Origin of the sequence: Microvirga sp. ACRRW, assembly GCF_022346925.1 — a bacterium.
Taxonomy (GTDB): domain Bacteria; phylum Pseudomonadota; class Alphaproteobacteria; order Rhizobiales; family Beijerinckiaceae; genus Microvirga.
The window spans coordinates 461,846-474,526 of the sequence record NZ_JAKRNJ010000002.1 but is presented as its reverse complement, the minus strand read 5'-3'; the positions used below and the strand labels follow the sequence as shown (position 1 = coordinate 474,526).

The following is a 12,681-nucleotide window of genomic DNA, read 5'->3' as shown; positions in this document are numbered from 1 at the left end:
TTATGAGCAAGCGGCGCACTCAAAAAGGCGAGACCGACCCTCTGGATGAGGGCGACACGCTGCGTATTGCGGAACTCGAAAGCCATTTGCGTGCAACGAAAACAATGCTGGGCTTGAGCGATGCCAAGCTGCATGCGGCGCTCGACGTCGGCAGGCTCGGCTCCTGGGAGCACGATCTGACGACAGGCGCCGTCAAAGGCAATGCAGTGTTCAAGATTTGCCTCGGCCTCTCTCCCACCGCATCGCTCACATACGCTGAACTGCAAGCGATCTTTCATCCGGACGACGTCGTTCGCATCAATCAGGCGATCGCCTATTCCATCAAGACCAAGACCGATTTTCAGATCGAGCACCGGCTGGTCAAACCGGACGGCCAGATCAATCGCGCGATCTTGAGGGGCACCGCCCTCTTCAACGGAGACGAACCCATCCGCATCATGGGCATCCTTCAGGATGTGACGGAGCGCGAGCGGAAAAAGGAAGAGATCGCCCTGGCTCAGCGGCGACAGGAGTTTCTTTTGAAGCTCCACGATCAGATTGCCATGGAGGAAGATCCGGCTCTCATCCTGGAATACATCGTTCGCGGCCTTGCTCTCTACCTTCAGGTCGACAGCGTCGGATATGGCGAGGTTTCCGAGAAGCTCGGCGCCATCGTCGTCGAGAAGGAATGGTCGAGAGGCCTGTTTTCCAACGAAGGCCACGTCGAGCCCATGGGGCAAGCGCCCGCTCATGTCGTTCAATCGCTGATCGCAGGAAAGCCGAGCATCATCGAGGATGTCGCGTTCGATCCGACCGTCGATGCTTTCTACTCAAGCGTCAACATCAAGGCGATCCTGACCGTACCCTTGATGAAAGGCGAGCGCCTTATCGGATTGTTCTATGCCAGTACGTCCCGCCCCCGCCCCTGGTCGAGCGACGAGGTGGCTCTCGTCATCGATGTGGCGGAGCGCACCTGGATTGCGGTGGAGAGAGCCCGCGCCGAACGGAAGCTGCGCGAGACCGAAACGCGTTTCAAGATCATCGCTGAATCGCTGCCGGCGCTCGTCTGGATTCTCAATCCCAACATCGAATTGATCTACACCAATGAGCGTTGGGTGAAATATTCCGGCCTGAATCCGGAACAAGCGCTCGGCCATAGCTGGACGCGCGCGATTCACCCGGATGACTGGGCCAGGATGGAGATCGACCTGCAGGAGGTTGTTCCCAATCACCTGCCCTATGAGGCTGAGGCGCGCTATCTCTCCGCGACCGGAGAATACCGCTGGCACCTGATCCAGGGTGCACCGGTCCACAGCGACACAGGCGAATTCGAGGGCTGGGTCGGCACCAGCGTAGACATCCACGATCTCAAGATGACGGAAGCGGCCCTGCGAACCAGCGAAAGCCAGTTTCTCCTCACATTGCGGGCGGCAAAACTGGGGAATTGGAGCTGGAAGGCCGATTCCTCGCAAATCCAATTGTCGGACAGGGCCACCGAGATCCTAGGCCTGCCTGCGGGCTCATCGATCACGAGAGGAAAACTGCACGAGCAGGTTCATCCTGCCGACCGCTCGCGCGTGCTTGCGACGATTCAAAAAGCCATTGAGAAACGCGAGCAGTATTATGTTGCTTACAGAATTCTTCGCAGTGCCGATAAACCCTATACCTGGATCACAGCCCAGGGACAGCCGCTCTATGCATCCGACGGCACCTTCATAGGTACGACCGGTGTCTTCCAGGACATCACGGAGCGCAAGCACGCAGAAGAGCGTCAGCAGCTGCTCATCCGCGAGCTGCATCACCGCGTCAAGAACACGCTCGCCACCGTCCAGGCCATCGTCGGATCCACCGCACGAACCGCCACCAGCATCGACGACTTCTACCAGGGCTTCGTCGGCCGCATCGTCTCGCTCGCCCGCACCCACAACCTGCTCACCGAGGACCTCTGGCAAAAAGCCGACCTGCGCGAGCTCGTGGAAACCGAACTCGGGCCCTACGAGGACGAGGCCCGCAACCGCGTGCTCATCGACGGCCCGCCTGTGGAGCTGCCCTCCGAGGCCGCGGTGCCCATCGGCATGGCCATGCACGAGCTGACCACCAACGCCGCCAAGCACGGCGCCCTGTCCACCTTCGGCGGCCAGGTGGAGGTGCGCTGGCGCATCGAGCCGGGGCCGGAGCGTCCGGGGCTGCACTTCACCTGGATCGAGCACGGCGGGCCGCGGGTGACGGCACCGGCGCGCCAGGGCTTTGGCTCGCGGCTGCTGCAGCGGGTGCTGACGACGCAGCTGCAGGCCCAGGTGAAGATGGAGTTTCAGGAGCATGGGCTGGAGTTCACCATGACCATGCCCATCCCCGGCGAACCGCCCCTCTTCAATCCAGACAAGTAGTGATCGATTAAAACGCCGCAAGCGAAGAGTAAATCCTCCTGCCGGCTCCCCTCTGCCGCCAACCTCCAAGCATTCGAGAACCAAAAGTTACAAGGTGACGAAAGGTAGGGAATGCTATAAAGGTCGGTACAACGACTTCAAGAGAACAATAATGGCAATTTCATCTGGGGCAACGATCCTGACTTTGGGTGGCAAAACGCAACCCACAGGTGCGCAACTTTCATCGAATGCAGCAAACGAGGCCGCACTGCTTATCAGCAGCGGCAAGCTTCGGATGGCTCTGGATGTCGGAAAGCTCGGCGCCTGGGAGCGAGATCTCGAAACCGGCGAGATCACCGGCACCCCGACCTTCAAGAATTTTTTCGGGCTGCCGCCCGATGCCTTACTGAGCCATGAGGCATTCCAGAACATGATCCATCCCAGCGATGTAGATCGTCTCAATCAGGCCATCGCTTTCTCTCTGAAGACGAAAACCGATTTCCACATCGAGCACCGGATCATTCGCGTCGATGGCCGGATCGGGCGCGTCCTCGTCAGAGGCGGCGGCGTTTTCGACCAACACAGCAAGCCCATCCGGCTCATGGGCGTGATCCAGGACGTCACGGAGCGGGAGCGGATCAAGGAAGAAATCAGCCTTGTCCAACGCCAACAGGAATTTCTCTCGAAGTTGAACGAGCAGATCGGGAGCCTGGACGATCCCTATGCGATCATGGAGACCTCGGCGAAGAGCATCGCTCACTTCTTGAAGGTCGACAACACCGGCTATGGCGAGGTCTTCGAGGACCGGGACATCATCGCCATCGAACGCGAGTGGTCGAAGGGGCTCTTCAGCAACGAAGGCAGGATCGAGAAGATCAGCGACCTCGGGCCTTACGTGTTCGGCCCTCTCCGGCAGGGCATGCCACTCTTTACGGAAGATGTTCTGAACGATCCCTGGGTCCGCGATGATCCAGAGAAGATCGTGATGTACAAAAGCGTCAATGTCAGAACCATCCTGACCGTTCCTCTCCTGAAGAACGGTCGACTAGTGGCCGCCTTCTATGTCAGCTCCTCTCAACCCCGCCCCTGGCCCGCCGAGGACATCTCGCTAGTGCAAGAGGTTGCGGACCGCACCTGGATCGCCATCGAGAAAGCGCGGGCCAACATCCGCACGCGCGAAATCGAAGAGCGACTCAGGATGGTGACGGAAACCTTCCCTGCCCTCATCTGGAGCGTCGATCCCGACCTGCGGCTGACTTATGTCAACGAGCGCTGGAACATGCTGATGGGGCGCTCACCCGATCAGCCCTACCATACGGACTGGCAGTCCCTGATCCATCCGGACGATCTCGCGGCAGTGATGAGCAAAGAGTGGCCGCGCGCCGACCGCCAGACATCTCACACGCTCGAAATCCGGTATCTTTCTCCGGACGGCACTTACCGCTGGCATTTGGTTCGCGCTGTTCCAACTATTGGAGAAGCCGGCGAATTCAAAGGCTGGCATGGTACGAGCATCGACATTCACGAATACAAGCTGGCAAAAGAGGCCGACAAGAAGCCGTCCATCATCTAAGGAGACCTCATGCTGTTGAGCGCGCAACGATCGCATCTTCTTGTGGTGGATGTGCAGACGAGGCTCATGCCAGCCATCCATGAGGCCGAGGCCACGCTCGGGAATGTGAACGTCCTGTTGCAGGTGGCATCACGGCTCGGCATTCCGGTGACCGTGACCGAGCAATATCCCAAAGGGTTAGGTCACACGGTCGAATCCGTGACCGAGGCGCTTCCCGTCGAAGCTCTCGTACTGCCTAAGACGAGCTTCTCCTCCGCCGGCGATCCGGGCATTGCGGGGCGGGTCGCGGAGCTTCGCGGCGAAGGCCGCGACCAGCTCGTGATCTGCGGAGCCGAGGCCCATATCTGCGTGCTGCAGAGCGCGCTCGGGTTCAAAGCGGCAGGACTCGATGTCTTCGTGGTCGCCGATGCGGTGTCGAGCCGCTCACCGCACAGCGTTGCTGCGGCCTGCGCACGCCTGCTCCACGCAGGCTGTCACTGGGTCACGACGGAGATGGTGGCCTTCGAATGGATGGAGAGGGCTGCGACGGAGGATTTCCGGGCCCTCGCTCCGCTGTTCAAGTAGCGGAACTTCCGCCCTCTCCGCCGGAGGCGATGAAGGCTTTCAGCTCGTCGAGAGACTGGAAGTGGAAAATGCCGCTGGGCGTCTGAGCTTCGATGGAGCCATCAGAGAACATCACATAAGTGTTGTCGCCCGAATTGTAGGTGCCGATGACGGTTGCGCTCGGGCGGGGCTCCTCTTTCGCCGTTTCCTCGGGAGCCTCTTCTTCGACGGCAGGCTCATCAAGCACGATCTCGATTTCCGACTCACGAACGGAAACAGGCTCGTTCAACGGCTCGAGAATGTCGTCGCGATGAAGTTCGTCCCGCTGCTCCTCTTCAGGCTCGTCCAGCTTGGGCTCGTCGCCGAACAGCGACGCCTCGGCAGGCGCCGGGCGGGACTCGACATAATCGTCCCGCAGCCGCTCGGCGAGCAGGAAGTCCGGCACCTTGATGTCGGCCCCCTCTTCGCCGCGACGTTCCGTATCTTCGGGTGTCGTCCTGGGCGGGAACGACAGAAGCGGCTCGCCGACCTTCAGTTCCTCGGCCTCTTCCCTGCCCTCGCGGCTCTCAAGCGCAGGCTCGGGCTTCTCGTCCTGGAAAAGCGGCAGGTCGGGCTGCTTCTCGTCTTCAACCTTGGTCTCTCCGCGACCGAACATGCGGCCACCGAGAAGGCCACCGGCGAGAGCTGCCATGGAGAGACCTGTCGAGGACGAGGGAGCCTCCTCACGAACCTCTTCGTCGAAAGCGACCTGAAGGCGGGCCATCTCAGCCTGAATCTGGGCGAGCTTGGATACGGCAGCCGTGATGCCAAGCAGCAGAGCGCCGCAAGAAACGCTGAAGCTGCCGGCGATGACCATTGTCCAGCCACGTTCTATCAGAACGATGTCCCAGCCGAAGAGAATGGCCAGTAACCCGCCGACGATCATCGCAAAAGCGAGGGCCAGAAGAGCGATGATCATGCCGTCTCCATCATACGCAAACCAAGGTTTTCAAAGGCAAAGCTATGCCTCTATAGGCGAAAGGCAACCTCATGGAAAGATTGGGCAGAAAAAAGTCCGCCTGCTGGCCGTTGCTCTTGGACCTATGGAGCTTTAACTAACGCAGCACAGGTCGCTCAAATCACAAGGAGACGCCGATGTCATTCACTCTGCCCGAACTGCCCTACGCCTATGATGCCCTGCAGCCCTACATGTCGAAGGAAACCCTGGAGTTTCACCACGACAAGCACCATGCTGCTTACGTCAACACCGGCAACAACCTGCTGAAAGGCACGGAATTCGAAGGCAAGAGCGTCGAGGAGGTCGTGAAGGGCTCCTACGGCAAGAACCAGGCTCTCTTCAACAATGCCGGCCAGCACTACAATCACATCCACTTCTGGATGTGGATGAAGCCCAATGGCGGCGGCGCGCTTCCCGGCAAGCTCGAGAAGAAGATCATCGAGGATCTCGGCTCCGTCGAGAAGTTCAAGGAAGACTTCATCCAGGCCGGCGTCGGCCAGTTCGGCTCCGGCTGGGCCTGGCTCGCGGTGAAGGACGGCAAGCTCACGATCATGAAGACCCCGAACGGCGAGAACCCGCTGGTTCACGGCGCCCAGCCGATCCTCGGCTGCGACGTGTGGGAGCATTCCTACTACATCGACTACCGCAACCGCCGTCCCGACTACCTCAAGGCCTTCCTCGAGAACCTGGTGAACTGGGAGCACGTCGAGGAAATGTTCGAAGCCGCGACGAAGTAAGTCGGACTTCACGTTACGTTACACACGGGCCTCTTCGGAGGCCCGTTTTGTTTTGTGGCTATGAAACGGAAACGAGCCTGATCCCCCGCTCACGCAACATCAGGTCGAACTGATCGGATTTCAGATATTCCAGTTCAGCAACGCGGCTCTCCACGGCAGGATCGAGCGCGCGTAACTCGTCATCCATATAGCCGGGATGGCACATGACCAGCGGGCTTGCCCCTAGTCGCGAAAATGCCGTTTCAAAGATGCGTTGAGGAGACACCGAGAGATCGAAGGGCGCAAAGCCCGAAAAGCCTCTGTTCGTCGCAAAACCTTCGGCCTGCGCCTGCTTGGCAAAGCCCCGAGCGAAGCCTTTGACGAGGAGCGCCTTTCCTCGACCGATGGGACGGCGCAGGATGGCAACCGCCCGGTCGGATGGATCGCGCAGCCAGAGGCGACCGGCATGGCCCCTCTCCTTCAGCACCTGAAACAAGGCAGCTCTCACCACGGGCAGCACATGCACATGCTGATGGCCATCGACGAAGGATGGGGTCTCCCCGAACGCCTCCTCGAACGCGTCGAGCTGTCGTGCGATCTCGCCGGCGATCTCAGTCTGATCCAAGCGGCCCTTGAAGGACATGCCCAGAACCGCCTCCAGAAGCGGCAGCCGGCCTGCCGGGGCGAGCTTCGGCATTGTCCCCAGGGGAGAGCCGGTCGTGAGGTTGAGATGCAGGCCGATCCCGATCCGCCCTCTCAAGGGCTTCAGGGCGGCCGCATTCCGCCGCCAGCCGGGCATGTTGGTCATGGCACCCGTGGCTGAGAGGCGGCCCATTTCCGCCAGTTCCACGATGCCCCGGCTCACGCCATCGCTGAGGCCATAATCGTCGGCGCAGAAAATGACGTTGCGGAATACAGGCATAGCCCCCTCTAAATCAGGTTTGCCGCACCCTACCCCCCTTGAGCAAAGCTGAAAACTCGGCTCTTGATGCGGCCAAACATGAAGGGTTTCAAAACCGTGCCGTCGCCAAAGCTCAGCGTTATCATTCCCGTCCATAACGAGAGCGCCAATATCGGGCCGCTTTCCGAGCGCTTGTTCCCAGTCTTAGAGAAGATCGGCCATTCCTGGGAGGTGGTGTTCGTGGATGACGGCAGCCGGGACAACACCCTCGAAGCCATCCGCAAATTGAGCCAGACGGAGCCCCGGGTCGGGGCCGTCTCCTTCAGCCGCAATTTCGGCAAGGAGATCGCCATCGCGGCGGGCCTCGACCATGCAAGAGGCGATGCGGTTGTCATCATGGATGCGGATTTGCAGCATCCGCCGGAGATGATCGAAGCCTTCGTCGAGCGCTGGCAGGCGGGCTACGACATGGTCTACGGCCAGCGCACCGACCGCTCTGACGAAACCCGGACCAAGCGCGGCTTCGCGCATCTGTTCTATCGCCTCTTCGCGCGCTTTGGCGAGATCAGCCTGCCCGAGGGCGCGGGCGATTTCCGTCTCATCGACCGCAAGGGCGTCGAGGTGCTGCGCACGCTGGGCGAAAAGGCACGTTTCTCGAAAGGTCTTTATGCCTGGATCGGCTTCAAGGGTACGGGCGTGCCCTTCGTGGTGGAGGAGCGCCAGTTCGGCGCGTCGAAGTGGAGCTTCAGGAAGCTCTTCCGCTTCGCCTTCGACGGCATCGCGGCGTTCTCCACGGTGCCGCTGCGCATCTGGACCTATCTCGGCTTCCTGATCTCTTTCCTGTCGATCGCGACCGCTCTCTATTTCGCGATCAGAACACTTCTCTTTGGCACCGATCTTCCCGGCTTCCCGAGCCTGATCGTGTCGATCATGTTCTTCTCCGGCATCCAGCTCATGTCACTCGGCATCATCGGCGAATATGTGGGCCGCATCTTCGCGGAGGTAAAACGCAGGCCGCTTTATGTGGTAGCCGAGCGCATCGGCGGCGCGGCGGAAGTCTCGAACCACCTCGTTCCCGAAAATTATCTGCTGCGCCGGGCCTGACCGATGTTCAAAAAGATCCTCTCCGTCGGCGGCTGGACGCTGGTTTCACGCCTCACCGGCTTCATTCGCGACGTGGTGATCGCCGCCGTAATGGGCATCGGCCCCGTGGCCGATGCGTTCTTTGTCGCCTTCCGCATTCCCAATCATTTCCGCGCCATCTTCGGCGAAGGCGCATTCAACAACGCGTTCCTGCCCACCTACGCGCAGGTGCTCGAAGCTGAGAGCGAGAAGGCAGCGAAATCCTTCGCAAGCCGCATCACGACGCTCATGCTGATCGTGCAGATCGCTCTGCTCATCGTGGCGTTTCTCGCCATGCCCTTTGTGGTGCGACTTTTGGCGCCTGGCTTTGCGGAAGATCCCGCGAAATTCGAACTCGCCGTTTCGCTGACGCGGATCACGTTTCCCTATCTTCTGCTGATCACGGTCGTCACGATCTATTCGGCCATCCTCAACGCGCATGATAGGTTCTGGGCGGCGGCCGCCGCGCCCGTTCTCTTGAACGTCACGATGATCGCGGCACTTGCGGTCGCATTCCTGTTCCCCAACGCAGGCTATGCGGCGGCTTGGGGCGTCACGGCCGCAGGCATTTTCGAATTGCTTCTGGTCTGGATGTCGGCGCGCAGCATCAAGGCCGCCCCCCGTCTGGAGAAGCCGCGCAGCGACATGGCCATGAAGCGCTTCTTCAAGGCACTCGGTCCCGCCATTATCGGCTCCGCAGGCGTGCAGCTTGCGATCTTCGCTGATACGATCATCGCCTCGTTCCTGCCCACGGGCGCGGTCTCCTCGCTCTATTACGCCGACCGGCTCTATCAGCTTCCCCTCGGCGTGATCGGCATTGCAGCCGGCACGGTGCTTCTGCCCGAGATGAGCCGCCGCATCGCAGCGGGCGACGAAGCGAGCGCCTATGCCGCGCAGAACCGCACGGTAGGCCTCACGCTGGCGCTTGCCGCGCCTTTCTTCGTGGCCTTCCTGGCGATGCCGGACCTCATCATGTCCGCGCTCTTCCAGCGCGGCGCTTTCAGCGCTGATGCCGCGCAGCGCGCAGGCGCAGTGCTCGCGGCCTACGGCTTCGGCCTGCCTGCAGCCGTTCTCATCCGCTCCGCCGTGTCGAGCTTCTTCGCCCGCTCAGATACCACGACGCCGCTGATCGCCTCTCTCACGGCGGTCGGCGTCAATATCGTCGTCAAACTGATGCTGATGGACACTTACGGCGTCGTCGGCCTCGCCATTGGCACGGCCACCGGCGTGTGGGTCAATCTGATCCTGCTCTTCATCCTCGCCTATCGCCGTGGATGGACCGCGCCGAACCGCTCGCTCGGTAAAACATGTCTGGTCGTTGCCGCAGCAAGTGCAGTGCTGGCGGTATTCGCTTGGTTCGCCCCTGCTTTCTTGAGCCAATGGACCACGCTTCTGCCGATCTGGCAGAATGAGACCCTGCTCGGTCTGCTCGGGATTTCAGGTGCAGCGATCTATGGCGTCATCCTGCTGATCGGCATGAAGGCAAGCGGTATCAAGCTTGCGCGTCACTGACGGTAAAAAGCTCCCGCTCCGCCGCAATGCCCCGCAAGCGATGAGAACCGAGTGAGCGGACAGGGACCGGACTTGAAGCCGCAACGCTGCTCGACATGATGATGGCACAATCGAGAACGCTACAAAGCGCTTCCATGCGACTCACCTCGTTCACCGCAGGCCCGATCACGGTGAAGTCGAGGCGTCCCGCCGCGCCGATATTGCCGTAGAACACGTCTCCGCAATGAAGCGCGATGTCGAGGCTCAACGCCGTATCCTCGGCACGATTGACGGCTTCATTCCTTTCGAGCGCGGCCTGGGCCGCGTGAATGGCGGCAACACAGGCCTCGCCTTGTGAGCGATCTTCCGTGATCGGAAAAACCGCCAGCACGCCGTCGCCCATGAATTTGAGAACCTCGCCGCCCTGCTCCGTTACCGGTGCAGTCATGGCTTCGAGATGCCGGTCGAGTCGAGCGATCAGATCTATCCCGGCCCTGTCAGCTAGAGTGGTGAACCCGCGCAGGTCCGCAAAGAACAAGGCTGCCGTGATCGTCGTCCCGACCCCACGGCGGATTTCGCCGCTTAGCACGCGCCGCCCCGCGGAGAGACCCACATAGGTATCGAGCATGGCGACCGTGAGGTCGAAGAGCGTCATGCGATACGCGGCCAATCCCAAAAGCGGCAGCAGCGCGTCGATCCGCGCAATCTCGTCCGGCAGGAAGCCCTCGGGGCGGCCGGACGAGAATGAGATTCCGATGCCGCGCAAATCCGGCGCGCTTGCATTGTCGAAGCTGAAGAGACGGGCGAGATAATCCGTCCCGCCTTCCCGCCTCACATCCTCGAAGACGCCGAACAGCTCCGCATCCGGACCATCGACCCGCCAGTAGCCGCTCATCTGCTCCATGCGCATCAGATGCGCGAAGGGGCTCACCTCGAAGGCGACCTCATTGCGCTCATGAGAGACGCCCTCGATCATCGTGCCGTCTGATCGGGTCCAGACATGGGTGTAGACGCGGATCGTCGGATTGACGGTCGGCAGCGCGATATAAGCCCGAACCAGATTGACGCCCTCAGCGCTCAAGCCGTCGGCGAAGCCGGAGAGCAACGTTTCAACGTCGGTTCCGCGCAGGCCCTGTTCGACGATCCAGTCTTCGAGTTTCGGCATGGTGACAGCCCTGATGAAACGAGCACCCTCGCCGCCAATGTCCGCGATGAATGTGTAAATCTAACGGCTCGCAAGGCGCGTCGTGCCGCCCGTTCCCGCAATCTCCGTCAGCAGCTTGCGCCGCGCCGCCACGGCGAAAGGTTGCGTCTCATCGGCGATCTCCACGAATGAGCCCGGCCCGCCGATCACGTTCTGCGCGTAGTAATCCTCAAGTGACATGCCGCCGGGCCCTCCGGGTCGTCCGCTGCCGGGGCGACGGATGGCGAGAGCGTTGATGATAAAGCCCTTCGCGAGTGCATCGGCCCGCGCCTGCTCCAGCGATCTGCCGTTCATGTTGGGGCCGTCTCCCGACACGTCGATGACCTTGCGCGTGCCCTCATGTGCATTCTGCTCCACGAGGCGCACGGAAAAGTCGATGGCGTTGGAGATGGAATTGTAGCCGGTAGCGCCGCGCGGCGCGCTCATGAGCTTGTCGGCGAACACCTTCGCGCTCACAGCATCCCGGATCACATGCCAGTCGACGATAAGAACCTGGGAACTCGGTCCGCCCCATTCCATATAGGCCACCGCGATGGCACCCGCAGGACCGTCCTTGATCCCGTTCAGCACCTCGGCGCTCATCATCGCATCGGCCCAGCCCTTCCGCTGCAGGCGCAGCTCGTCGGTGTCGATGGAGCCGGAGCCGTCGGCCGCAAAGACCAGTTCCAGATCGACGGATTCCGCCTGGGCCGGCGCTGTCAGGAGGCTGAGGGCGAACAGGCTTTTGAGGATCAGGCGCATCGGAGGCTCCAGCTAAGGCATGACCCGGAGCCATGTAGGGCAATAAAAAACCGGGACCTCTCGGCCCCGGTTCACAAGTCCTTGAAACGACTTTACGCCGCTTTGGTGACGGGCTGCGAATGGGCGAAGGCCCAATAGAGCTCGCGGGCGCGGCGATAGAACGGGCCAGGCTGGAGATCGCGGTTATCGATGCGCAGCACCGGCATCACCTTGGAGTAATTGCCCGAGATGAAGATCTCGTCGGCGGCCGCGAAATCCTCGTAGCGCAGCGTGCTCTCTACCACCTGCACGCCATCGTCGCGCAGCAGCTTGATCACGCGCTGGCGGGTGATGCCATTGAGGAAAGTGCCATTCGGGAACGGCGTATAGACCACGCCGTCCTTTGCCATGAAAACATTGGACGTGCCGGTCTCGGCCACGTTGCCCAGCGCGTCGCAGACAAGCGCGTTGTCGAAGCCCTTTTCCTTCGCCTCGCGGATCACACGGGCATTGTTGGGATAGAGCGCGCCGGCCTTGGAATCGGTCGGCATGGATTCCAGCGTCGGGCGGCGGAAGCTCGACTTCATCACCGACAACCCGCCCGGCACCGGCATGGGAGCCTCGAAGAGCGAGAGGCAGAACTGGGTCGATTCCGGATCGGGCGCGATGGTGGCCAGGCCCTCGGCCTCGCCCCAATACATGGGCTTCACGTAAAGCGCCGTGCCGGGAGCGAACTTCTTCACGCCCTCGCGCACCAGATCGACGATGACCTTGGGGTCCATGGTGGGCTTGAGGCCGATGGTGAGGGCGGAGCGGTTCACGCGGGCGCAGTGCAGGTCCATGTCGGGCATGACGTTCTCGAACACGCGCGCCCCGTCGAACACGGAGGAACCAAGCCAGGATACGTGGGAACGCGGCCCGATAAGCGGCGGGTTACCCTCCTGCCATGCTCCGTTGAACCAGTTCCAGGTCTGCGAATACCAAGCCACGTGTCTCGTCCTTTGGGTCAGAATGCCTGCCCTATCGAATCCCTTTGGGGCACATCCGTCAATCGCTTGGCCGAGTTGGA

General features: G+C 61.2%; 11 protein-coding genes. 6 read left to right on the top strand and 5 right to left on the bottom strand.

What is annotated here, in order from left to right:
* Positions 1-2 precede the first annotated feature (2 nt).
* From MHY87_RS06360 to MHY87_RS06350, 3 genes are all read left to right on the top strand, one after another.
* Positions 3-2,366: a PAS domain-containing protein gene (locus tag MHY87_RS06360; protein WP_239350460.1), complete on the top strand. Its 2,364-nt coding sequence runs from the start codon at positions 3-5 to the stop codon at positions 2,364-2,366.
* A 274-nt stretch (positions 2,367-2,640) separates the two neighbouring features.
* Positions 2,641-3,918: a PAS domain-containing protein gene (locus MHY87_RS06355; RefSeq protein WP_239350459.1), complete on the top strand. Its 1,278-nt coding sequence runs from the start codon at positions 2,641-2,643 to the stop codon at positions 3,916-3,918.
* A 15-nt stretch (positions 3,919-3,933) separates the two neighbouring features.
* Positions 3,934-4,482 carry a hydrolase gene (locus tag MHY87_RS06350; protein WP_239350458.1) on the top strand — a complete coding sequence of 183 codons (549 nt, stop codon included), beginning with the start codon at positions 3,934-3,936 and terminating at the stop codon, positions 4,480-4,482.
* On the opposite strand, the gene MHY87_RS06345 is transcribed toward MHY87_RS06350, so the two are convergent.
* A complete protein-coding gene (locus MHY87_RS06345; RefSeq protein WP_239350457.1) occupies positions 4,475-5,419 on the bottom strand; it encodes a hypothetical protein in 945 nt (314 codons plus the stop codon). The genes MHY87_RS06350 and MHY87_RS06345 overlap by 8 nt on opposite strands.
* Before the next feature lie 176 nt (positions 5,420-5,595).
* Here MHY87_RS06345 and MHY87_RS06340 point away from each other — a divergent pair, with 176 nt between their 5' ends.
* Positions 5,596-6,195, top strand: coding sequence for a superoxide dismutase (locus MHY87_RS06340; protein ID WP_239350456.1), 600 nt, complete (start codon positions 5,596-5,598; stop codon positions 6,193-6,195).
* A gap of 58 nt (positions 6,196-6,253) precedes the next feature.
* Here MHY87_RS06340 and MHY87_RS06335 read toward each other — a convergent pair whose 3' ends face one another.
* Entirely contained in the window at positions 6,254-7,096 is an 843-nt protein-coding gene (locus tag MHY87_RS06335) for a ChbG/HpnK family deacetylase (RefSeq protein WP_239350454.1), read from the bottom strand.
* Positions 7,097-7,174: 78 nt separating this feature from the next.
* Between MHY87_RS06335 and MHY87_RS06330 the strand changes: the two genes are divergently transcribed.
* Complete coding sequence (locus MHY87_RS06330) at positions 7,175-8,179, top strand: glycosyltransferase family 2 protein (protein WP_239350453.1); 1,005 nt, start codon at positions 7,175-7,177, stop codon at positions 8,177-8,179.
* A 3-nt stretch (positions 8,180-8,182) separates the two neighbouring features.
* Positions 8,183-9,709 (top strand): murein biosynthesis integral membrane protein MurJ, encoded by a 1,527-nt coding sequence (murJ, locus tag MHY87_RS06325; protein ID WP_239350452.1) that lies wholly within the window; start codon positions 8,183-8,185, stop codon positions 9,707-9,709.
* Here murJ and MHY87_RS06320 read toward each other — a convergent pair.
* From MHY87_RS06320 to MHY87_RS06310, 3 genes are all read right to left on the bottom strand, one after another.
* Positions 9,690-10,853, bottom strand: a complete 1,164-nt coding sequence (locus MHY87_RS06320; RefSeq protein WP_239350451.1) for an adenylate/guanylate cyclase domain-containing protein — start codon at positions 10,851-10,853, stop codon at positions 9,690-9,692. The two genes, murJ and MHY87_RS06320, sit on opposite strands and share 20 nt — an antisense overlap.
* 60 nt (positions 10,854-10,913) lie before the next feature.
* Positions 10,914-11,633, bottom strand: a complete 720-nt coding sequence (locus tag MHY87_RS06315; RefSeq protein WP_239350450.1) for a DUF1194 domain-containing protein — start codon at positions 11,631-11,633, stop codon at positions 10,914-10,916.
* A gap of 92 nt (positions 11,634-11,725) precedes the next feature.
* A complete protein-coding gene (locus MHY87_RS06310) occupies positions 11,726-12,601 on the bottom strand; it encodes a branched-chain amino acid aminotransferase (RefSeq protein WP_239350449.1) in 876 nt (291 codons plus the stop codon).
* Between the last annotated feature and the right edge of the window lie 80 nt (positions 12,602-12,681).

What these genes read in the sequence shown, in the direction of transcription:
- MHY87_RS06360 (WP_239350460.1), top strand. Translation starts at nt 3, where the DNA reads ATGAGCAAGCGGCGCACTCAAAAAGGCGAGACCGACCCTCTGGATGAG.
- MHY87_RS06355 (WP_239350459.1), top strand. Translation starts at nt 2,641, where the DNA reads ATGGCTCTGGATGTCGGAAAGCTCGGCGCCTGGGAGCGAGATCTCGAA.
- MHY87_RS06345 (WP_239350457.1), bottom strand. Translation starts at nt 5,419, where the DNA reads ATGATCATCGCTCTTCTGGCCCTCGCTTTTGCGATGATCGTCGGCGGG.
- MHY87_RS06340 (WP_239350456.1), top strand. Translation starts at nt 5,596, where the DNA reads ATGTCATTCACTCTGCCCGAACTGCCCTACGCCTATGATGCCCTGCAG.
- MHY87_RS06335 (WP_239350454.1), bottom strand. Translation starts at nt 7,096, where the DNA reads ATGCCTGTATTCCGCAACGTCATTTTCTGCGCCGACGATTATGGCCTC.
- MHY87_RS06330 (WP_239350453.1), top strand. Translation starts at nt 7,175, where the DNA reads ATGAAGGGTTTCAAAACCGTGCCGTCGCCAAAGCTCAGCGTTATCATT.
- murJ (WP_239350452.1), top strand. Translation starts at nt 8,183, where the DNA reads ATGTTCAAAAAGATCCTCTCCGTCGGCGGCTGGACGCTGGTTTCACGC.
- MHY87_RS06320 (WP_239350451.1), bottom strand. Translation starts at nt 10,853, where the DNA reads ATGCCGAAACTCGAAGACTGGATCGTCGAACAGGGCCTGCGCGGAACC.
- MHY87_RS06315 (WP_239350450.1), bottom strand. Translation starts at nt 11,633, where the DNA reads ATGCGCCTGATCCTCAAAAGCCTGTTCGCCCTCAGCCTCCTGACAGCG.